21 protein-coding genes are annotated in these 19,979 nt (G+C 36.4%); 11 read left to right on the top strand and 10 right to left on the bottom strand.

Features of this window, described 5'->3' with window-relative positions; translation table 11 throughout:
* Positions 1 to 87: 87 nt before the first annotated feature.
* Complete coding sequence (locus ABDJ41_RS14905) at positions 88 to 300, bottom strand: hypothetical protein (protein WP_349786861.1); 213 nt, start codon at positions 298 to 300, stop codon at positions 88 to 90.
* A gap of 466 nt (positions 301 to 766) precedes the next feature.
* Between ABDJ41_RS14905 and ABDJ41_RS14900 the strand changes: the two genes are divergently transcribed.
* The 4 genes from ABDJ41_RS14900 (at position 767) to ABDJ41_RS14885 (ending at position 4,186) form a co-directional block, all read left to right on the top strand.
* Complete coding sequence (locus tag ABDJ41_RS14900; RefSeq protein ID WP_349786860.1) at positions 767 to 1,333, top strand: RNA polymerase sigma factor; 567 nt, start codon at positions 767 to 769, stop codon at positions 1,331 to 1,333.
* 7 nt (positions 1,334 to 1,340) lie between these two features.
* A complete protein-coding gene (locus ABDJ41_RS14895) occupies positions 1,341 to 2,441 on the top strand; it encodes a S1C family serine protease (protein ID WP_349786859.1) in 1,101 nt (366 codons plus the stop codon).
* A gap of 75 nt (positions 2,442 to 2,516) precedes the next feature.
* Entirely contained in the window at positions 2,517 to 3,458 is a 942-nt protein-coding gene (locus ABDJ41_RS14890) for a DUF72 domain-containing protein (protein WP_349786858.1), read from the top strand.
* 92 nt (positions 3,459 to 3,550) lie between these two features.
* Positions 3,551 to 4,186 (top strand): peroxiredoxin, encoded by a 636-nt coding sequence (locus ABDJ41_RS14885; protein WP_349786857.1) that lies wholly within the window; start codon positions 3,551 to 3,553, stop codon positions 4,184 to 4,186.
* A 64-nt stretch (positions 4,187 to 4,250) separates the two neighbouring features.
* Here the strand turns inward: ABDJ41_RS14885 and ABDJ41_RS14880 are convergent, their stop codons facing one another.
* From ABDJ41_RS14880 to ABDJ41_RS14850, 7 genes are all read right to left on the bottom strand, one after another.
* Positions 4,251 to 4,976, bottom strand: coding sequence for a hypothetical protein (locus ABDJ41_RS14880; RefSeq protein ID WP_349786856.1), 726 nt, complete (start codon positions 4,974 to 4,976; stop codon positions 4,251 to 4,253).
* 88 nt (positions 4,977 to 5,064) lie between these two features.
* Entirely contained in the window at positions 5,065 to 5,247 is a 183-nt protein-coding gene (locus tag ABDJ41_RS14875) for a hypothetical protein (RefSeq protein ID WP_349786855.1), read from the bottom strand.
* Between the two features lie 137 nt (positions 5,248 to 5,384).
* Complete coding sequence (locus tag ABDJ41_RS14870; protein WP_349786854.1) at positions 5,385 to 6,569, bottom strand: THUMP-like domain-containing protein; 1,185 nt, start codon at positions 6,567 to 6,569, stop codon at positions 5,385 to 5,387.
* A 5-nt stretch (positions 6,570 to 6,574) separates the two neighbouring features.
* Positions 6,575 to 7,849 carry an aspartate kinase gene (locus ABDJ41_RS14865; protein ID WP_349786853.1) on the bottom strand — a complete coding sequence of 425 codons (1,275 nt, stop codon included), beginning with the start codon at positions 7,847 to 7,849 and terminating at the stop codon, positions 6,575 to 6,577.
* Between the two features lie 5 nt (positions 7,850 to 7,854).
* Positions 7,855 to 8,658, bottom strand: a complete 804-nt coding sequence (locus ABDJ41_RS14860) for a DUF3298 and DUF4163 domain-containing protein (RefSeq protein WP_349786852.1) — start codon at positions 8,656 to 8,658, stop codon at positions 7,855 to 7,857.
* 28 nt (positions 8,659 to 8,686) lie between these two features.
* Entirely contained in the window at positions 8,687 to 9,151 is a 465-nt protein-coding gene (locus ABDJ41_RS14855) for a GNAT family N-acetyltransferase (protein ID WP_349786851.1), read from the bottom strand.
* Positions 9,152 to 9,844, bottom strand: coding sequence for a YggS family pyridoxal phosphate-dependent enzyme (locus ABDJ41_RS14850; protein WP_349786850.1), 693 nt, complete (start codon positions 9,842 to 9,844; stop codon positions 9,152 to 9,154).
* Positions 9,845 to 9,914: 70 nt separating this feature from the next.
* On the opposite strand from ABDJ41_RS14850, the gene ABDJ41_RS14845 reads away from it, so the two are divergent.
* From ABDJ41_RS14845 to ABDJ41_RS14825, 5 genes are all read left to right on the top strand, one after another.
* Positions 9,915 to 10,484 carry a DUF4296 domain-containing protein gene (locus ABDJ41_RS14845; RefSeq protein WP_349786849.1) on the top strand — a complete coding sequence of 190 codons (570 nt, stop codon included), beginning with the start codon at positions 9,915 to 9,917 and terminating at the stop codon, positions 10,482 to 10,484.
* Between the two features lie 2 nt (positions 10,485 to 10,486).
* On the top strand, positions 10,487 to 12,859 hold the full coding sequence (locus ABDJ41_RS14840) for an endonuclease MutS2 (RefSeq protein ID WP_349786848.1): 2,373 nt from the start codon (positions 10,487 to 10,489) through the stop codon (positions 12,857 to 12,859).
* Between the two features lie 79 nt (positions 12,860 to 12,938).
* Positions 12,939 to 14,042 carry a PQQ-dependent sugar dehydrogenase gene (locus tag ABDJ41_RS14835; RefSeq protein WP_349786847.1) on the top strand — a complete coding sequence of 368 codons (1,104 nt, stop codon included), beginning with the start codon at positions 12,939 to 12,941 and terminating at the stop codon, positions 14,040 to 14,042.
* A 50-nt stretch (positions 14,043 to 14,092) separates the two neighbouring features.
* Positions 14,093 to 14,794: a CoA transferase subunit A gene (locus ABDJ41_RS14830; protein ID WP_349786846.1), complete on the top strand. Its 702-nt coding sequence runs from the start codon at positions 14,093 to 14,095 to the stop codon at positions 14,792 to 14,794.
* A 17-nt stretch (positions 14,795 to 14,811) separates the two neighbouring features.
* Positions 14,812 to 15,468, top strand: coding sequence for a CoA transferase subunit B (locus ABDJ41_RS14825; protein WP_349786845.1), 657 nt, complete (start codon positions 14,812 to 14,814; stop codon positions 15,466 to 15,468).
* Positions 15,469 to 15,506: 38 nt separating this feature from the next.
* Here the strand turns inward: ABDJ41_RS14825 and ABDJ41_RS14820 are convergent, their stop codons facing one another.
* Positions 15,507 to 16,148 (bottom strand): uridine kinase family protein, encoded by a 642-nt coding sequence (locus ABDJ41_RS14820; protein WP_349786844.1) that lies wholly within the window; start codon positions 16,146 to 16,148, stop codon positions 15,507 to 15,509.
* Positions 16,138 to 17,337, bottom strand: coding sequence for a LysM peptidoglycan-binding domain-containing protein (locus ABDJ41_RS14815; protein ID WP_349786843.1), 1,200 nt, complete (start codon positions 17,335 to 17,337; stop codon positions 16,138 to 16,140). The genes ABDJ41_RS14820 and ABDJ41_RS14815 overlap by 11 nt, the downstream gene beginning before the upstream one ends.
* Before the next feature lie 200 nt (positions 17,338 to 17,537).
* Between ABDJ41_RS14815 and ABDJ41_RS14810 the strand changes: the two genes are divergently transcribed.
* Together ABDJ41_RS14810 and ABDJ41_RS14805 are read left to right on the top strand one after the other, a co-directional pair.
* On the top strand, positions 17,538 to 18,017 hold the full coding sequence (locus ABDJ41_RS14810; protein WP_349786842.1) for a Dps family protein: 480 nt from the start codon (positions 17,538 to 17,540) through the stop codon (positions 18,015 to 18,017).
* Positions 18,018 to 18,111: 94 nt separating this feature from the next.
* Entirely contained in the window at positions 18,112 to 19,944 is a 1,833-nt protein-coding gene (locus ABDJ41_RS14805) for a UbiD family decarboxylase (RefSeq protein ID WP_349786841.1), read from the top strand.
* Positions 19,945 to 19,979: the final 35 nt, after the last annotated feature.

Below are 19,979 nucleotides of genomic sequence, written 5' to 3'. Positions count from 1 at the left end.
TTACGTTGCAAAGGTACATTCCTGAGGGCAATAAAAAAAGGCTTCGGGAAATCCCAAAGCCTTTTTTTATAAGATAACTTATTTAGCTTAGTGAGCTGGAGCAGTTTCAGTAGTTGTAGTAGTTACTGTAGTATCTTTAACAGCTGAGTCAGTTACGTTAGTATCTACTGTAGTTACGATAGCTGAAGTGTCAGTTAACGTAGTATCTGTAGTTTCAGCAGTTTTTTCTGATGATTGACAAGCTGCTACTGATAAAGAAATTGCTAAAGCTAAAAAGCCAAATTTAAATGCGTTTTTCATTCTGATTCTATTTTAAATAATTAATTAATTTTACTGATTAATACCTGAAAGTTTAAAAGGTAACCCAGTTATTTCAAAAAAAGTTGAATTATTTTTAATAACACTTCCTTTTTATTCTAATTCGCTGTTTTACAGTTAAATAAGATTTTCAGGTCCTAATTCCGAGCCGCAAATATATCATCATTTCTTTAAATTCTAATATTTCTTTGTTTTTTATTTTTATGATATAATGGTTTATTCTTATTTGCGTTTGAACCTTAGACAGTTTCGTTTTGATACTCATATTGTTTACTGTAGTTATTAATACGCCCTGATTATGCATTTTTATTGGTGCGGGCAAAAGGATAGCAAAACAATAGCAAAAGGATAGCAAAAGAATAGCAAAAGGAATCTGTACCAATTGACAAGAAAAAATAATTATTTTACTTAACATTGGGTTACCATTCACGTATAAAGGTATTAATTAGTGAGTAATAAGTTAAGCAGTTCAGTTCCAACAGATAGAGAGGTTGTTTTAGGTATCTTAAATAACTCAGAAGAAGCGCTGAATAAACTGTATAGCGGGTATTTTCCGATGGTTTTGCAGTTTATTTTGAATAATAATGGTGATGAAGATGATGCAAAAGACGTGTATCAGGAAGGAATCATTGTTTTATACAATAAGATTAAAGGTGGCAATTTCGAGTTAAGCAGTAAACTAAAAACATATATCTACTCAGTTTGCAGAAGAATTTGGTTGAAAAAGCTTTCGCAGCAAAGCAAAAAATCAAATGATATTTCGGACTTTGAAGATGTGATAGCTGTAGAGACAGATGTAGAACACCATGAAGAGAAAGATCAGCAATTTGAAAAAATGCAATCGGCACTGCTTCATTTAGGGGAACCCTGTAAAACCATTATTCAGGATTTTTATATAAATAACCTTTCAATGCAGGAAATCTGTGAAAAGTTTGGCTATACCAATGCAGATAATGCCAAAACGCAGAAATATAAATGCCTTCAGAGGTTAAAGAAGTTATTTTTTCAATCTTAATATTGATATGAGGAACGAGATAGAATTAGAGGGGATAATTGAAGATTATCTGAATGGTAAGTTAAATGATGATGAAGTTAAGGCTTTTGAAGAACTACGTTTAAAAGACGTTACTGTTGATCATAAGGTTGTAGCTCATAAAGTTTTCCTTGAGTCATTAAATGATTATGCTTCAATTGCTGATCTGAAGAATAAAATGAATGAGGTACATGCAAAAATCGATGTTGCTGCGTTAAGTAATGAGGTTGGTCCACATCCATCATTTATTATAAATATATGGCGTAAGAATAAAGCAGCTATTGCTGTTGCGGCTTCATTTATATTACTTACCGTTGTTACGTTATACTCAATACAACAAACAACACAGCAAAGTGGAAGTGTAGAACTGGTGAGCAGGGAACTTGCAAAAATTAAAACATCTCAAAGTAACCTGATCAGAAAAATAAATTCTACAAATAATTCTGCTAATGTCACGAAAGAGTTAAAGCCTGCAAATTTTGGGGGTACTGGTTTTGCCCTGACTGCAAACGGATATATTTTAACTAATTTACATGTGGTTGACGGGGCAGATTCTGTTTATGTTCAGGATAGTAAAGGTAATTCATACAAGGCAGTGGTTAAGCGCAGAGATTCTCAGTATGATCTTGCAATTCTTAAAATTACAGATGATTCGTTTTCTGCCTTATCAAATTTACCATATCGCTTGAAACAAAATGTAATAGGTATGGGTGAGTCTGTATACACTCTTGGATTTCCTAAAGATGATGCAGTTTATGGACAGGGTTATGTAAGTTCTAAGTCTGGTTATAATGGAGATACTACTCAATACCAGGTTTCTATTCCTGTTAATCCAGGTAATAGTGGTGGTCCTTTATTAGATCATGATGGAAATATCATTGGTGTAATCAGTGCTAAACAAAACCAGGTTGACGGTGCAACATTTGCAGTTAAATCTAAGTACATTCAGGAAGCGTTAAATTCTATTCCAAATGATTCTTTAGGTAAAAAGATTGCTTTCAGTAAAAGAAACTCATTACAAGGCTTAAGTAAACCTCAGCAGGTTAACAAAATAAAAGATTATGTATTTATGATTAAGGTCTATAAATAATAAGGTCTGAAAAAAAGTATTTAAACCCCGAAACTAATTGATAGTTTCGGGGTTTAATTTTATATAGCATTTGATATGGATTTTGGAAAAGTAGCAGAACATGAAATCGCATCTGTAGATTTCACACTTCCAGAAGATGGAAAGCAAACAGCAATAACACTTACCGGACATGAGCCTGTTAAAGATCCTGCATTTTATATAGGTTGTGCGAAGTGGGGAAGAAAGGAATGGCTGAATATGATTTATCCAGCCAAAACTAAAGAAGCTGATTTTTTAGATCAATATGTAAAGCACTTTAATTCTATTGAACTTAATGCAGTATTTTATAGCATACCAAATGCAGAGCTTATCCGAAAATGGAAGCAGAAAGCGGAGGAGAATTCTACCAACGGGTTTATATTTTGCCCGAAATTTTCCAGAACAATCAGTCACATTAAAAGGTTAAAAGACGCTGAAGTTCCAACAGATCTTTATTTATCAAGCATTCACGAATTTGGAAGGTATCTGGGACCTTGCTTTTTACAGCTTGGAGATAATTTTGGTCCGAAGAATTTTGATATTCTGGAGAATTACCTGAAGTTATTACCTGTGGACTTCCAGGTTTTTGTAGAGCTGAGACATGAAGAATGGTTTGCAAATGCGGCTGAACGTGAGCGTTTGTTCGGAATGTTGCACAGATTAAAAAAGGGAGCGGTAATTACAGATGCAAGTGGAAGAAGAGATTGTGTCCACATGGAGCTGACTATCCCTGAAATATTTATTCGTTTTGTTGGAAATGGACAGGATTTTAAGGAGTCTGACTTCGCCAGAATTGATGAATGGGTAGTAAGAATTAAGAATTGGTTAGATAAAGGGTTAGAAAAAGTTTATTTCTTTCTTCATCAGCATGATGAAAAAGATACGCCTGTTTTAGCTGATTATACCATTAAGCAATTTAATAAGCATCTTGGTTCGGATGTTCCTGAAATTAAGTTTTTGTCTGATGATACACCTCCGAAGCAACAGCAAATGTTCTGAGCCTAATTATTACAAAAATAGTATACTTGTTTTGTAGTCTTTATCTGTTTTATTTTGTAGTTTTAAGTTTTAATCTTTAAAAACATAATATTATGAGTTTAAGAATAGGGGACGCAGCTCCCAATTTTAAAGCGGATACATCTATAGGGCCTATTGATTTTTATGAATTTTTAGGAGATAGCTGGGGTGTTTTATTTTCACATCCGGCAGATTATACACCTGTTTGTACTACAGAACTTGGCCGTACAGCGGCTTTAAAAGGTGAGTTTGAAAAAAGAAATGTAAAAGTTTTGGCTTTAAGTGTTGATTCGGCTGAGTCGCACAGAGGTTGGATTCAGGACATTAACGAAACGCAAAATACGGAAGTTGAGTTCCCTATTATAGCGGATGAAGATAAAAAGATTGCTGATTTATATGATATGATCCATCCTAATGCTTCAGAAACGTTAACTGTACGTTCTTTGTTCATTATAGGTCCTGATAAAAAAGTTAAACTGATGCTTACTTACCCTGCTTCTACAGGTCGTAACTTTAATGAAGTATTAAGGGTAATTGATTCTTTACAGCTTACTGCTAATTATAGTGTAGCTACACCGGCAGATTGGGAAGATGGACAAGACGTAGTGATTGCAAACAGCATTAAAAATGAGGACATCCCTGCAAGGTTCCCTAAAGGACATAAAGAGATAAAGCCTTATTTAAGGATGACACCACAACCGAACAGATAATCGGTTTTCAATAAGATTCTAAGCCTGCTACAGAAATGTGAGCAGGCTTTTTTATGTTAAAATTTTAGCTGAAATTCTCTTCCAGTTCTTTAAAACGAATCTTTATTTTTTCGCTTAATTCATTTTGACCGTAACTGGCAGTCATTTTATACAGATTATCAAACTTCATCATATTGTTGTACATCACATCAGTATGGCTACGTTCCGTTTTGTCACGGGTGTCTTTAGGATTTGTTTTAAAAGGAAGTAAGCGCAAGGCATATCCTTCGAGATATAAATAATTGTCCAGGCCAATGTAAGTATCCTTTGATACATTGGTTTCAAAATACACGGGCCTTTCCCAATTGTTATTTGCAAGGATGTCTAAGACGGCCAGGTCTGACTTAAATACATAATCTTTATTGTAAGTCCATTTTTTAGATGGAAGAAAGTTCTGATAAGTGCCATTTGATAATTCTAATTTGTCGGCCTTGTTGTCTGAGGTCATTACAGCTAAAAGGTCTTTTAATTCTACACTATCTTTAAAGCCGTAGTCGAAATAATGCAGGTAATCTCTTACACCATTTACATATTTTTCTTCTGGCATGGATATAGGGAGTGGAGCTGATCTGTTTAACTGAGGTTTCATCTGGTTGATGTAAGCATCGTCTGACAGGTATTGGATGTTTACAACACGGATATCTGTTCGGATACCTTCCACTTCTTGTGCATACCATAAAAGGAAAGTATCATTATCTGCGGTTACAAACAGGATAGCATTTGGTTCGCATGAGTTAAGAACCCTGACCATGTTTGTCATTCTGCCGGCCTGCAAAATTCCACAGGAAATAACGCCAATACATAAAGCCCCAAAGCCCAGGGTATTTACAAAGAACAAATCAGATTTTGCAGCAAACAATACGAAATACTGGATGGCCAACCTGTAGTTTGTCTGCTGCTGTTATAAATTCACCACAGTCCCAAAAACTTACTGTTGGTTCCATAGTAAGCCAGTAAACGAATCCTGATAATCCGAAAAGGCCAAAGCCAATCAGGTTATTAACACGTCTGAAGTTCCTCATAATTTAGTCGGTTATTTAATTAAAAATAACTAAAATATTAGTATTCAAGATCTTGTTGGTGTTAAAGTTTGTTAAAACTGATGGTTGGAGTAATTTAGAACATACCCGGTACAGATTTTATAAGAAGATGTGGTGTATTAATAATGCTGTACAATTGTGGCATCAATAATAAGATAGCCCTCAGTTTTACTTTGTGTGAAGATAAGAAAGCGATGCTGGTCTGGTTTAATTTTATATTTTTTTACCAGGTTCTCTGCTTTGTCTCTGTAATTCCTGGCGATGACATTTCCGGTCAGTTGCTTTTCCTTTTTCAATTCACCAGACTTAATAATTCTGTTGATTTTAAATATTCGACCAGGGAACAGCTTATTTGCTTCGGTAGCTGTATAAAGCTGAGTCTGATTATCCAGTTTTTGCAAACCGTAGGTTTTACCAATGAGATTAAATGCTCCGCTTTTAAGCAGAGCAGAATCAGGTTCATATAAATAAGTTGAAAGAGGGCCTGTAAGGAATGCAGGTCCTGTTAATTCCTCCTCATTTTTAAGAAAATGGAAATGTTTTTCCTGCTCGTTTAATGTCGTACATACAATTTTAGGAGTGCCAGAGGCATGAGGCTCAATAATCCAAAGCAGTTCTTTTACCTCATTTTTAACACTTACAATATGAATTTCAGCTACATTTTGAAGTTCTTTTAATCCTGCACTTAAGTCTAACAGCGGAGCAGTTTTAATGATGATCCGGTTCGATTTGGATAGTAATATATCCAGGTACTCTACTACATTTGGCGTGCAGTCTTTTAACATAAATACTTTTCCGGCTGTACTTCGTCTGGCAGGGTCTATGTAAATGGTGTCAAAAGTTGCTTTACTTTCCTGTATCATCGCAATGCCATCACCAGCAAAAAATGTAATGTTATTTTGGCCGAGTACTTTCGCATTATGAGTTGCTATTTCAGACAACTCTGTATTGATTTCACAATGAGTAACTGTTTTTGCCGTTTTTGCAAAGTATAGGCTGTCGACACCAAATCCACCAGTAAGGTCAATTAAACTATTTCCTTTCACAAGGCTCGCTTTGTAACTTGCAGTAGACTCAGAAGAACACTGTTCAATAGAAAGTAACGCTGGGTAATAAATGCTAGCAGCCTGATACCAGGTAGGTAGCTTACGTTGGGATTTATTTTTAGCAGCAATCTGATTGGCCAGTTCTTTAGCTTCAACAATTGTAAATGGACTTTTAGCCATAGCAATTTTCGCTACATCATCATTTAAGTGTTGATTAATGTATTCCTGAACTGGCTGATCTAAAATATGCTTGTTCAATCCTATTATTCCGTTTCTTTTTTATCCTTCATTACAATCTGGCAGGTATTCCTGCTTTTTACTTCTAAAAGGATGTTTTTGTTGACCGTTACCCGATCTATCGTTTCCTGATTGTAATATCTGATGGTAACCAGTTCTACACCAGTATTGTATTTTATTTTATAGTCTTTAGATAAATCTGTCATCAACTGATCCAGTTTCTTCGCGTCATAGTCAAAGCTGATGGAAAAACTAATGGCTGAGTTGAGCATGGTGTTTATTTTCACCTTATGCTTATGGAATAAGCTAAAAATATCGCTAAGGTTTTCTTCAATGATGAACGAAAAGTCTTTAGGGAAAATTGATAGTAATGCCTGATTTACTTTAAAAATAAAGGATGGTACAGGCAAATGGTTTTTTAAGTCTGTAATCTCGGTACCTGGTGCATCAGGGTTCAGGAAAGACCGTACATATAATGGAATGTTCTTGTTCTGTATCGGTTTAATGGTTTTTGGGTGGATAACCGTAGCACCGTAATAAGCAAGTTCAATTGCATCGTGGTAGGATAGTTGTGGAATCATTTCGGTTACATCAAACCATTTTGGATCAGCATTTAATACTCCTGGAACATCTTTCCATATAGTTACTGATTCTGCATTGAGACAAGCAGAAAATATAGCGGCAGAATAATCAGATCCTTCCCGGCCAAGTGTAGTTGTAAAGTTTTCACTTGTACTGCCAATAAAGCCTTGTGTAACTACAATATTATTCTTTAAAACAGGAGCAAGACCTTTTTGTATTTCTGCTTCTGTTTTTTCCCAGTTTACTAGTCCTTCCCTGTAAGTATTGTCGGTATGAATAAAATTTCGGGCATCTACCCATTTTATATTGTTTTGCAATGTGCTCAGATAGGCAGCAACAATTTTAGTAGATACGATTTCACCTATTGAGACAATCTGATCATAAATATAATCAGGAGCATCTTCGGGTTCTTCTTCAATCAGCCAGTCTATTTCAACAAAAGTATTAATGATATCATTGAATATCGGATGATCATGGTTACTAAAGAGCTGATTTAGCAGGTTAAAATGGTAAAGTTTTACTTCTTCAAAAATTTGGTGAACATCTTCCTGTCCATTTATATAAGCTGAAGTAAGTTCCTCCAGTTTATTAGTTATCTTACCCATTGCAGAAATCACGATCAGTAGTTCATTACCTTTGTGATTCTGAATAATGGATGAAATGTTTCTGACCCCGTCAGCATCCTTAACTGATGCTCCTCCAAATTTATATATCTTCATTTTTTTTATTTCGCCGGATTTAATAAACTATTTGGCTTTGCAATATCCTTAAGTTCAGCAAAAGGAATGAGCAATTCTGTTGTTCCATATACGTATGCTTTAATCTCGTATGGATTGTAAAGGAATTTCAAGCCTTTTTCTGTAATTGTAAAGTTTTGATTTAAACTGAATGTATCGTTCTCAAAGAAATATTTGTCTTTTAAGCTCTCAGTAGGTGACAGCTTCTCATTTTTTCTGAATATTTTTTCCGCTACTTCAGTTAATTCAGGCATAGAATTCGGATTGATGAGGTCATTCAATACTATTTCTTTATGATTTATCGGATCATAATTCAGGTAAGTGAATACACTATTCGGATGTGCCCCTCCTTCATAAGTTACGTAAGTAACTAATGCAGAAAAGTAATGAGGTAGTTTTTCTACTACGTCAATTTTTCCATCCATAAACCAGGTTTGGTTATAGTCTTTATTTTCCTTAACAAAATTATCGTAGTTTTTAATGAAGGCATCGCCGAATTCCTGATAGGTCTTGAAATGTTCTCCTTCATTTGCAAAGGCCATTAGTTTTTGTTCTACGAATTTGTTTAATGCAGTATCAATGGAAACGGGATAGGTTAAGACTGCTTTTGTTGTATCAGTGTTGTTCTCGTTTTTAACAATATGTTTGCTGACAACCTTTACTGAGTCGTAAACGAAAGATATTTCGGCAGATCTTGTCACGCCCGTTGTATCAGATCCATTCCCTGTTTTTTTTTCAGTCTGACAGGCCAGAAGGCTGGCAGATAGTAAAAATAAAGCTAGTTTTTTCATAGTATATAGGTGTAGATGTTAATTAATTCTATTTCATGATTTGTTCCTTCGTGAAAGAGCCATTAAGCCATTCGGGATCAAGATCTGCATGATATTTTTTATAAAAGTTAATTGCAGGTTCATTCCAGTCCAATACCTGCCAGTTCATTCCATTGAAATTTTTGTCTTTTGCGTGTTGCAGAACGGTTTCAAAAAGCAATTTTCCGATTCCACGACCACGATAGGATTCTGTAACGATAAAATCTTCCAGATATAATCTGCGTCCTTTCCATGTCGAATAGCGCGTATAATAAATAGCAAACCCAGCTATAAAACCATTATCCTCGGCAACTATAGCATCCCATACTTTGTTTTGTCCAAAGCCGGCCTCAATAAATTCTTCCAGTGTAACTGTTACTTCATGGGGAGCTTTTTCAAAAACAGCCAGTTCATTAACCAGTTCCATTAATCTTACACAATCTTCTTTAACGGCAGTCCTTACAATAAAGCTCATTTATGATTCGGCTTTGTAATGTTTAATAACACGTTTTCCAAAAATATTACTTCCAATCCGTACCATGGTGCTGCCTTGTTCAATCGCAAGTTTATAATCTCCCGACATTCCCATAGAAACTTCTTTGAAATAATCTACTTTTCTAAAGAAACTCACTTTGATACCATCAAAAAGTACTTTTAACTCATTGAATTCATCTTTAGTCTGTTTTTCCTGGGCATGGTTACTCGCGATACCCATAATACCAACAATACGTACGTTTTGCATCGCTGCGAATTCTTCTGAACGAAGTAACTCTATTGCTTCATCATAGCCAAGTCCGAATTTAGTATCCTCATCGGCAATATAAATTTGTAGCAGGCAGTCAATCACTCTTTTGTTTTTAAGCGCCTGTTTATTAATTTCTGTTAGTAATTTTAAGCTATCTACCGATTGAATGAGGCTTATAAAAGGGGCAATGTATTTGACTTTGTTAGTTTGTAAATGACCAATAAGATGCCACTGAATGTCTTTTGGTAAAACTGCTTGTTTTTCAACAAGTTCCTGGACTATGTTTTCACCAAATATCCGTTGTCCGGCATTGTAAGCTTCCAGAACGGCATCAGCTTCTTTATATTTAGATACCGCAATTAATTTTACGGATAGGGGATCTAATTCGCTTTTATATTTTAATAAGTTATCTGCTATACTCATTTATCAGTATTTTTGGTAAAATTAACAACCTTAGCGAACTTTGTCTAAGAAATAATGATGTTTTAACATAATGAGGAACTTTCTTTATATAGCAATGATACTATTTTCTGTTTCTGGATGCAAACCGGGGGTTCCTGGCGACATCATTCAGCCCGACGAGATGGCTGAAGTGTTGCACGATATTCATATTGCGGACAGTTACCTGGGAATGACATCGCGTTCGGATTCTGTTAAAATAAAAGCTGCTGAATACTACAAGGGGATTTACAAAAAGTATGATATAGACTCAGTACTTTATCATAAGAGCATGGATTATTATTATAAACAGCCTAAAGTGCTAAATGATATTTATGTAAAAGTGACAGCAGAACTGACAAAGGAGAAAGACGGAATTATAAAAGCGGATTCTATTATCCAGGCAAAGGAGATTGCGAAGTTAAGAATGAAGTTTGTTCGAGATTCGACAAGAACTGCTGATTCTACTTTCTGGGCTAACTTTTTGTTAAGAGATACAGCCTTATTGAAAAAGCCAAAGCTTAAAGGCCAGAAAGATACAAGTCAGCAGGATACTGTTGTGAAGAAAAAGATTGATGTGATGATGTTAAAAATGGACTATAAAGGTCTGAAAGATTTAAAATAAGTATGTTATATCCAGAGAATTGTTTGGAGCGTTTGGGGTTTAATGAGGTAAGGCAACTTATTTTAAAACACTGTTTAAGTCCAATGGGACAACAAATGGTCGGGAAGATGCAGGTAATGACCAAATTTGACCAGATCAATAAGTTTTTAAGGCAAACTCATGAGTTTAAAAGTATTCTGGAGAATCAGGAGCCTTTACAGATCAGTACCTTTTTTGATATTAAAAGACTTGCCGAGAAAATCCGCGTAGAAGGAACTTATCTTGTAGAAGATGAATTGCATCAGATGTATGCTTCTTTGCAAACTGTATTTTCTGTGTTGAGGTTTTTTGAAGAAAGAGAAGGTATATATCCTAATCTTGAAGCATTATTTGAGCATTTACCGGTAGAGAGAAATATCCTTAAAAAGATTGAGACAGTACTTGATCCAAAAGGGAAAATTAAGCCGAATGCTTCGCCTCTTTTGCAGGAGATCATTGGTGATATTGCCAAAGCTGAGCAGGATGTACGCAAGCGGATGGACTCTATATATAAGCAGGCAGTAGGTAATAACTGGGTTGCAGATGGCAGCTTAACTATTCGTGATGGCCGGATGTGTATTCCTGTACTCGCAGAGAATAAAAGAAAATTAAGAGGTTTTATTCATGATGAATCGGCTAGTGGGCAAACTGTGTATATAGAGCCTGAAGAGGTATTTACATTAAATAATAAAATACGGGATCTGGAGTTTGATAAACGCAGGGAAATTATCAGAATTCTAATTGCGCTGACCAATGATTTACGGCCATATACCCCACTTTTATTGTCCTACCATGGTTTCCTTACAAAACTCGATTTTGTAAGGGCTAAGGCTTTATTTGCAATTGATATAGAGGCAGATATGCCTGTTTTAATGAATGGGGCGAAAACGAAATTGATTAATGCAAGACATCCATTATTGTATTTGTCCTTTAAAGAGGATAAGAAAACGGTAGTGCCTTTAAATATTCATATTAACGATAACCTTAGGATTGTGTTGGTATCCGGCCCCAATGCCGGAGGTAAATCTGTTTGTATGAAAACCGTTGGTTTATTGCAGCTGATGGTGCAGTCGGGCTTATTAATTCCCGTTCATGAATCAAGTGAGGTGGGGATATTTGATAATATCTTTGCTGACATCGGGGATGATCAATCTATTGAAAGTGACTTAAGTACTTACAGTGCACACTTAACCAAGATGCGTTATTTCGTCGCACATGCCAGTCCAAAATCATTGGTGCTGATTGATGAGTTTGGTACAGGTACTGACCCTCAGTTTGGCGGACCTATGGCTGAGGCAGTATTGGAAGTGTTGAATAACAAGAAAGTAAGAGGTGTAATCACTACTCACTATTCAAATTTGAAGCTTTTTGCAGGTAATACACCTGGTCTTGAAAACGCTTCGATGCTGTTTGATAATGACAGGATGAAGCCATTATATGTTCTGGAAATTGGTAAGCCGGGGAGTTCTTATGCATTTGAAATCGCACAGAATATCGGCCTGCAAAAAGAAGTGCTTGAATTAGCCAGGGCTAAAACCGGTACCAATCAGAATAGAATAGATAGCTTATTGGTTGATCTGGAAAGAGAAAAAAAGCAGATTTATGATACTAAACTCCAGTTGTCGAATCAGCAGAATAAGGTAAAAAATCTGGTAGCAGAGAATGAAAAGCAAAAGGCATATTTAGAAGAAAACAAGAAAATACTGATAAAAGAAGCTAAACTTGAGGCGCAGGCTATCATCAAGAATGCAAATAAACTGGTTGAGAATACTGTCGCCAAGATTAAAGAAAAGCAGGCTGATAATGCAGTAACAAAAGAATTAAGACAAAATCTTCAAAAAGCTTTGGTGCAAAACTATGTGAAAGAAGAGAAAAAGCAAGTGGTAGTAGAGCCCCTGAATACGCCAATTGTGGTGGGCGACTGGGTTCAACTTCGGGATAGTGAAACTACAGGTCAGGTTTTAGAAATCAACAGAGATAATTTAGTGTTGGCACTGGGTGATTTACGTTCAGTAGTAAAGAAAAACAGGGTGCTGAAAATTAGTAATAAACAAGCGAAAAAGGCTGCTCAGACGAATTCCTTTACAGGTAGTATTTCGGATGCGATCAGTAGTTTTAATGCTGAGTTAGATTTGAGAGGGATGCGTGGTGAACATGCTATTCACGAAGTGGAAAAATATATGGATAAGTCGATCATGCTAGGTTTTCCTGTGGTAAAGCTTATTCATGGAAAGGGGGATGGCATCCTTCGAAAAATGATCAGGGAGTATCTTAAAAAATATAGCCAGGTAAACCGATTGGAAGATGAACATGCAGACAGAGGAGGGGACGGTATTACTTATGTTTATTTTAATTAAGTAAACATATTTAAAATGAGTGTGTTATATTTATAATTCATCCTTTAACTGGCTTTTATTATAAATATAACATCATATCATGAAAACACTTGCCCTAGGTATTCTCGCTTTTATATTTGCTGCCGCCTCTTGTTCCAAAAGCAATCCATCTGCTAATGATGATCAGGTATTGCTGCCAGAGGTTGCCTTAAAAACAAGGGTAGTCAGTACGGGACTTTCTCATGTATGGGAAATAGTATATGGTCCGGACAAACAATTGTGGATTACAGAACGTGGGGGTAAAATAAGTCGTGTAAATCCAGAGACTGGTGCAGTAACATTGTTATTGAATGTAGCTGAGGTAGTAAGTCAGAACGAGGGAGGCTTGCTCGGTATGGCATTAAATCCGGAATTTTCTACAAATCCATGGGTATTTATCGTTTATAATTATAATTCACCATCAGGGTATCGGGAGAAAGTAGTACGCTATAATTATTCTGGTGGGACATTAAATACACCTTTAACATTGTTGGAAATGATTCCTGCGGCTTTTGTACACAATGGTTCGAGGTTGATGGTTACTACAGATCAAAAGCTTTTGATTACTACAGGTGATGCAAGTGTTTCTGGTAATGCACAAGACATGAGTTCTTTATCTGGTAAAATATTACGAATAAACCTGGATGGAACAACTCCATCCGATAATCCTTTCCCAAATAGCAAGGTCTGGACCTTCGGACATCGTAATCCGCAGGGTTTAGTACAGGTGGGTAATAAAATATATTCATCTGAGCATGGTCCTAATAGTGATGATGAAGTAAATCTGATTATTAAAGGACGTAATTATGGCTGGCCAAATGTAGAAGGCTTTTGTGATAAATCTTCAGAACAGACTTTTTGTACTGCTAATAATGTAGTAGAGCCCTTGATGGCCTGGACACCTACAATTGCTACATCAGGGCTTACTTATTATAATTCGAATCTTATTCCTCAGTTCAAAAACTCTTTATTACTGTTAAGCTTAAAGGCATCTAAATTTACACAACTTAGGTTGAATGAAGCTGGCGATAAGATAGATGGTAGCAGAGATTTCTTTGTAAATGAATTTGGCCGGTTAAGAGCTATTTGTCAGTCACCCGATGGCAAAATTTATATAGGCAGTAGTAATGGAGGAAACGATAAGATTATAGAAATCGATAAATAAGTTGGTCGGTACGCCAGATATAGTATAATTTAGCAGTAAAATCTAATTATATGATCAATAAAGTTGTTTCAGGTGCTGAGGAAGCTATAAAGGACATCAAAAATGGTGATACTTTAATGCTTGGTGGATTCGGTTTATGCGGCATTCCAGAAAATTGTATCAATGCACTTGTAAAAAAAGGTGTTACAGAGCTAACCTGTATTTCCAACAATGCGGGAGTGGATGATTTTGGAATAGGTTTGTTGTTGCAACAACACCAGGTGAAAAAAATGGTATCTTCTTATGTAGGGGAAAATGCTGAATTTGAGCGACAGTTGTTAAGTGGTGAACTTGAAGTAGAACTGATTCCACAGGGAACATTGGCAACCAGGTGCATGGCAGCCGGATATGGTATGCCTGCAATATTTACTCCGGCAGGGGTAGGTACGGAGGTTGCTGAAGGTAAAGAAGTGAGAAACTTTAATGGTAAAGATTATCTGATGGAATATGCTTTTGATGCGGATTTTGCAATTGTAAAGGCATGGAAAGGAGATACAGCAGGAAATTTGATTTACCGTTCAACCAGCCGTAACTTTAATCCTGTGATGGCTATGGCAGGTAAGATCACTATTGCTGAAGTAGAAGAGCTGGTAGAAGCAGGGGAGCTGGATCCTGATCAGATTCATACGCCAGGTGTATTTGTTCATCGGATTTTTAAGGGAGCAGATTACGAGAAAAGAATTGAACAACGTACAGTTAGAACTAAAGGATAATCCTATAAGATATTTATATGCTGGATAAAAATGGAATTGCGCAGCGCATCGCAAAAGAAATACGTGACGGTTATTATGTGAATTTAGGAATTGGCATACCTACGTTAGTTGCCAATTATATTCCTGAGGGGATAAATGTAGTGTTACAATCTGAAAATGGGCTATTGGGAATGGGACCTTTTCCTTTTGAAGGAGAAGAAGACCCCGATCTGATTAATGCAGGAAAGCAGACCATTACTACTTTGCCGGGATCATCTATTTTTGATTCTGCAATGAGTTTTGGAATGATCAGAAGTCAAAAGATAGACCTGACTATTCTTGGCGCTATGGAGGTTTCTGAAAATGGAGATATCGCTAACTGGAAAATACCGGGGAAAATGGTGAAAGGTATGGGAGGAGCTATGGATCTGGTCGCTTCTGCCAAAAACATAATTGTAGCCATGCAGCATGTAAACAAGGCTGGTGAAAGTAAGTTGCTGCCTAAATGTACTTTACCTCTAACCGGGGTAAAGTGTATTAAGAAGATTGTAACAGAATTGGCTGTTCTGGATGTTTTACCGGAGGGCGGTTTTAAACTGATTGAACGTGCACCGGGGGTAAGTGTTGATTTTATAAAGCAGGCGACATTAGGGAAGCTGTTGGCAGATGATAATGTGCCTGAAATGGTATTCTAAAGCATAAAAAAGGGAGCCGATAGGCTCCCTTTTTTATGCTATTTTGTTTTGCAATATTTCTCTTTTAAATCTACAGATATCTTTTCTGTAATGCTAATGATGTCGTCCGGTGTGTCATGATTATTAACTACAATGGTTTCGCATAAATTTTTATAAGGAAGCAAGAACTCCTGATATGCGGGTACTACATGATGATGCCATTTATAAAGCACATCATCTTCAGGATAGCCTCGTTCCATTCCATCGCGTTTTATGCGACGCTGTAATGCGACACTATCTTCGGCTTCTACGAAGATTCTATGGTTAAGCAATGCTGCGATTTCCTGGAAATGTAAGATGAAAAGTCCTTCTACAATAATAATAGGTGCTGGACTAATTTCCAGGATCTTTGTCACTGCAAGTGGATTATTAAAGTTGTATTCTTTTTTATAGATGACTTCGCCTTTGATCAGTTTTTTAATATCGAGTAAAAATTGCTCATGATCTATAGTACGTGGTAAATCAAAGTTATACAACTTGTTCTCTTCCTGGGTCATTTCTCCTGCAGGATGATAGTAATCATCTTGTGAAACCAGCGTAACTTCATCTTGCTTAAAATGATGAAGAAATGAGTTTAAGAAAAAGGTCTTGCCTGAACCACTTCCTCCTGCAATACCAATAATGAATGGCTTATTGCTCATTGTCTTGTCCGCCGTATGTTAAATTGCAATAAAATCTTTTATCTAATGCACCTAGCGCGTCAGCTACAGCTTTAGTCATTACAATGACAACATCCTTTGTAGATTCATTTTCTGTGAATTTACCTACAACTTTTGCGAAGGTCGAACGGTTAGTCATAGGGTTGGTAATTTTCATTACAGTGCCTATAGGTGCAGACCTGTGTAATACCAACATTTTAGAAGGATCAAGATATGGGTCTGCAATCCATAGTGCAGCTCCCTTTTCATCTATCTGGTTTAAACCATATCGGCTGGCAGGTAACCTTAAAGATGGGTCTTTGATAGAATTTAAGGTGTCAGGTCGCGTATCACCGGCTTGAGATACGTTTTTAGCTGGGTACTGTCCGCTGATTAGTAGTTTTTGACCAACACGCAGAGAATTGTCAGTAAGGTTGTTTTTAGCTTTTAATTGATCCATTGTTAATTTATAGCGAGTTGCTATAGAATACATAGTTTCATTAGAAGCTACAGTATGTTCTATGAATTTTTCAGGTTTACTGTTTTCTGCTTCTTTCTTTTCAGCCTCTTTTCTTTCAGCTTTTGTTGGTTTTTGATATCTGTTCTCTGGAGGAATTTCGGTTTTTACTACCGCGTTTTCTACTTTTTGATTTACTGGCTGTACAGGTGTTTGTACAGGAGTCTGATGTGTTGAAGGTTGTTCTGTAGAACCAGGTACTTTTAAAATCTGACCAATTTGCAGATTGTTATTTTTCAGATCGTTTATCCTTTTAAGTTCATTTACTGTCGTGCCATACATTCCAGCGATCATATTCAGATTTTCCTTTTTCTGAACTGTATGTTCTTTAAACTCAGTTTCAGTAGTTCTTGTGCTTATTGGATTCTGATTTCTATTTCCAGTGGTTGCAGGTGTTTTAGCACTTGCAGTAGCATTGACAAAAGGGATATTTGTAGGTACTTTAATGATGACGCCAATTTGTAAGAATTTGCTGTCGTTAAAGGTCATAATATCTTTAGGAACGACATTATAACGACGTGCAATAGAGTAATAAGTGTCTTTAGCAGCTACCTGATGAATAATTAGTTTCTTCCCTTTGTTGTTTTCCACTCCTATGGAATCTCTGGTGATGGCACTTGCGGCCGACAAGTTCATTAGAAGAGCAAATACGGAGACTATATAATATTTGTGCATTAACGTTTTTGTAAATTTTATTGGGCAATAATACGAATAATATAAATAATGAGCCTAATTCGAATATTAAACGTTCTTTTCTTGCTCCTATTGCACGGTTTGTTGATATTTATAAAAACCATTCTTTGCTTTCGCTGTTATATATATAACAGTGATTATTATAATAATAACACAACTAATAAACAATAAAAATTAACACTATGGCTGCAAATGCAATTAAATTAAGTGAAAATCAAGTGAAACCAGTAGTTGACATGTTGAATGATTACCTGGCTAATTATCATATCCATTATCAGAAATTAAGAGGATGCCATTGGAACATCAAAGGGCAAAACTTTTTTACCTTGCATATTAAGTTTGAAGAGCTGTATACCAATGCACAGTTGACGATTGATGAAATTGCAGAACGAGTACTGACTTTGGGTAAGCCACCACATAGTCGTTTCGCTGATTACATTAAAGAATCAACAATTAAGGAAATTGATACAATAGGTATGAAAGACCTGGACATGGTTAATGCAATTCTGGATGATATGTCTGAACTGATCAAACTGGAACGTGATCTATTGGATGAAACCGATAAAGTAGGGGATGATGGTACTAATGATATGGTCAACAAGTTCATGCAATTCAAAGAGAAAAATACCTGGATGTTACGTTCATTTGCAGGAAAAAAATAAGTTAAAAAGCAAAATGTAAAGAAGCTGTATCATTAATGATGATACGGCTTTTTTTGTATGTGTTTTACGCCTTTCTTTAATATCTTTGGTGACAATGGGATATAAAAGCTTAGCAGATTGTGTTGCTGATTTAGAGAAACACGGTCATTTGGTTCGTATTAAAGAAGAGGTAGATCCATACCTTGAAATGGCAGCTATTCATTTACGTGTTTATGAGAACAAGGGACCTGCATTATATTTTGAAAAAGTAAAAGGTAGTAAATTTCCTGCTGTTTCCAATTTGTTCGGAACACTTGAGCGCTCTAAGTTTATGTTCAGAGATAGTTTGCCTAAGGTAGAACAATTGGTAAACCTCCGTTCTGATCCTATTAAAGCATTAAAAAATCCTTTTAAGTTGCCTGGTATAGGTTTTACTGCGTTGACGGCTTTACCATTAAAGCAATCCTTTAAGTCTGTATTTAAAAAGACCACTATCAGTGCATTGCCACAAATTGTAAACTGGCCAATGGATGGAGGTCCTTTTATTACTATGCCACAGGTTTATACTGAGGATATTGATAAACCAGGGATTTTAAATGCTAATCTTGGAATGTACAGGATTCAGCTTTCGGGCAACGATTACGAGTTAAATGAGGAGATTGGATTACATTATCAGATTCACAGAGGGATAGGGGTGCATCAGTCTAAGGCCAATGCTAAAGGAGAACCGTTAAAGGTAAGTATTTTTGTGGGTGGACCACCTTCACATCCTTTGGCTGCGGTGATGCCATTACCTGAAGGCTTGTCGGAAATGACTTTTGCCGGTGCTTTAGGGAACAGAAGGTTCAGATACTTTTATGATCATGAAGGTTTTTGCCTTTCTGCTGATGCTGATTTTGTCATCACAGGTACTGTGTATCCTCAGGACAATAAGCCCGAAGGACCATTTGGTGATCATTTGGGCTATTATAGTCTTACCCACCCTTTCCCAGTAATGAAAGTGCATAATGTATATCATCGTAAAGATGCTATATGGTCATTTACTGTTGTTGGTAGACCTCCACAAGAAGATACGAGTTTTGGAGCTTTGATTCATGAAATCACCGGTTCAGCATTGCCCAAAGAAATCCATGGCCTGAAAGAAGTTAATGCAGTTGATGCGGCAGGGGTACACCCTTTGTTGTTTGCTATCGGCAGCGAAAGGTATACGCCATATCTTAATGAGCGCAGGCCACAAGAAATCCTGACCATTGCGAATCATATTTTAGGTAAGAATCAGTTAAGTCTTGCCAAGTATTTGTTTATAGCTGCCAGGGAGGATAATGAAACTCTAGATACAAATGATCTTTCTGGATTTATGCAGCATGTGCTTTCGAGAATGGATTTTAAAACAGATCTACATTTTCATACGCATACTACCATAGATACATTAGATTATAGTGGAGATGGACTTAACAGTGGTTCTAAAGTAGTTTTTGCAGCTGCAGGAGCAAAAAAGAGAGAGTTGACGGAAAAACTTCCAGAAAGATTTAAATTACCAGAACCTTTTAGTCATTATCAAATGGCCATGCCTGGAGTATTGGCACTGAAAGGTCATCCTTATATAGATGCTGCACATGCAGAGCAGGAAATGGTTTTGTTAAATGAACATTTAAAGCATCAGGAACTGACAGGTCTGGCACTAATTGTACTTTGCGATGATCATCAGTTTACAGCTGCTTCGATTAATAATCTGGTATGGGTTACTTTTACAAGAAGTAATCCCGCGGCAGATATACATGGGGTAGGAAGCTTTATCCGTGAGAAACATTGGGGCTGTACCGGGCCGGTTATTATAGATGCGCGTAGAAAGCCACATCATGCACCGGAACTGATCAAAGATGAAAGGGTAGAAAGAGAGATAGAAAGATTAGCTGTAAAAGGTGCGTCTCTACACGGAATCCTATAACCTTACAATTATACATATTGTGGATAAAAGAAAAG

This window comes from Pedobacter sp. ASV1-7 (assembly GCF_040203335.1).
Taxonomy (GTDB): domain Bacteria; phylum Bacteroidota; class Bacteroidia; order Sphingobacteriales; family Sphingobacteriaceae; genus Pedobacter.
Note: the sequence above shows the minus strand (reverse complement) of the source record. Positions and strands in the feature narration are given on the sequence as shown.

Bases quoted from the DNA above. Each gene is read 5' to 3' on its own strand.
- ABDJ41_RS14905 (WP_349786861.1), bottom strand. From the start codon at position 300: ATGAAAAACGCATTTAAATTTGGCTTTTTAGCTTTAGCAATTTCTTTA.
- ABDJ41_RS14895 (WP_349786859.1), top strand. From the start codon at position 1,341: ATGAGGAACGAGATAGAATTAGAGGGGATAATTGAAGATTATCTGAAT.
- ABDJ41_RS14890 (WP_349786858.1), top strand. From the start codon at position 2,517: ATGGATTTTGGAAAAGTAGCAGAACATGAAATCGCATCTGTAGATTTC.
- ABDJ41_RS14885 (WP_349786857.1), top strand. From the start codon at position 3,551: ATGAGTTTAAGAATAGGGGACGCAGCTCCCAATTTTAAAGCGGATACA.
- ABDJ41_RS14880 (WP_349786856.1), bottom strand. From the start codon at position 4,976: ATGGTCAGGGTTCTTAACTCATGCGAACCAAATGCTATCCTGTTTGTA.
- ABDJ41_RS14875 (WP_349786855.1), bottom strand. From the start codon at position 5,247: ATGAGGAACTTCAGACGTGTTAATAACCTGATTGGCTTTGGCCTTTTC.
- ABDJ41_RS14865 (WP_349786853.1), bottom strand. From the start codon at position 7,849: ATGAAGATATATAAATTTGGAGGAGCATCAGTTAAGGATGCTGACGGG.
- ABDJ41_RS14860 (WP_349786852.1), bottom strand. From the start codon at position 8,658: ATGAAAAAACTAGCTTTATTTTTACTATCTGCCAGCCTTCTGGCCTGT.
- ABDJ41_RS14855 (WP_349786851.1), bottom strand. From the start codon at position 9,151: ATGAGCTTTATTGTAAGGACTGCCGTTAAAGAAGATTGTGTAAGATTA.
- ABDJ41_RS14850 (WP_349786850.1), bottom strand. From the start codon at position 9,844: ATGAGTATAGCAGATAACTTATTAAAATATAAAAGCGAATTAGATCCC.
- ABDJ41_RS14845 (WP_349786849.1), top strand. From the start codon at position 9,915: ATGAGGAACTTTCTTTATATAGCAATGATACTATTTTCTGTTTCTGGA.
- ABDJ41_RS14840 (WP_349786848.1), top strand. From the start codon at position 10,487: ATGTTATATCCAGAGAATTGTTTGGAGCGTTTGGGGTTTAATGAGGTA.
- ABDJ41_RS14835 (WP_349786847.1), top strand. From the start codon at position 12,939: ATGAAAACACTTGCCCTAGGTATTCTCGCTTTTATATTTGCTGCCGCC.
- ABDJ41_RS14830 (WP_349786846.1), top strand. From the start codon at position 14,093: ATGATCAATAAAGTTGTTTCAGGTGCTGAGGAAGCTATAAAGGACATC.
- ABDJ41_RS14825 (WP_349786845.1), top strand. From the start codon at position 14,812: ATGCTGGATAAAAATGGAATTGCGCAGCGCATCGCAAAAGAAATACGT.
- ABDJ41_RS14820 (WP_349786844.1), bottom strand. From the start codon at position 16,148: ATGAGCAATAAGCCATTCATTATTGGTATTGCAGGAGGAAGTGGTTCA.
- ABDJ41_RS14815 (WP_349786843.1), bottom strand. From the start codon at position 17,337: ATGCACAAATATTATATAGTCTCCGTATTTGCTCTTCTAATGAACTTG.
- ABDJ41_RS14810 (WP_349786842.1), top strand. From the start codon at position 17,538: ATGGCTGCAAATGCAATTAAATTAAGTGAAAATCAAGTGAAACCAGTA.
- ABDJ41_RS14805 (WP_349786841.1), top strand. From the start codon at position 18,112: ATGGGATATAAAAGCTTAGCAGATTGTGTTGCTGATTTAGAGAAACAC.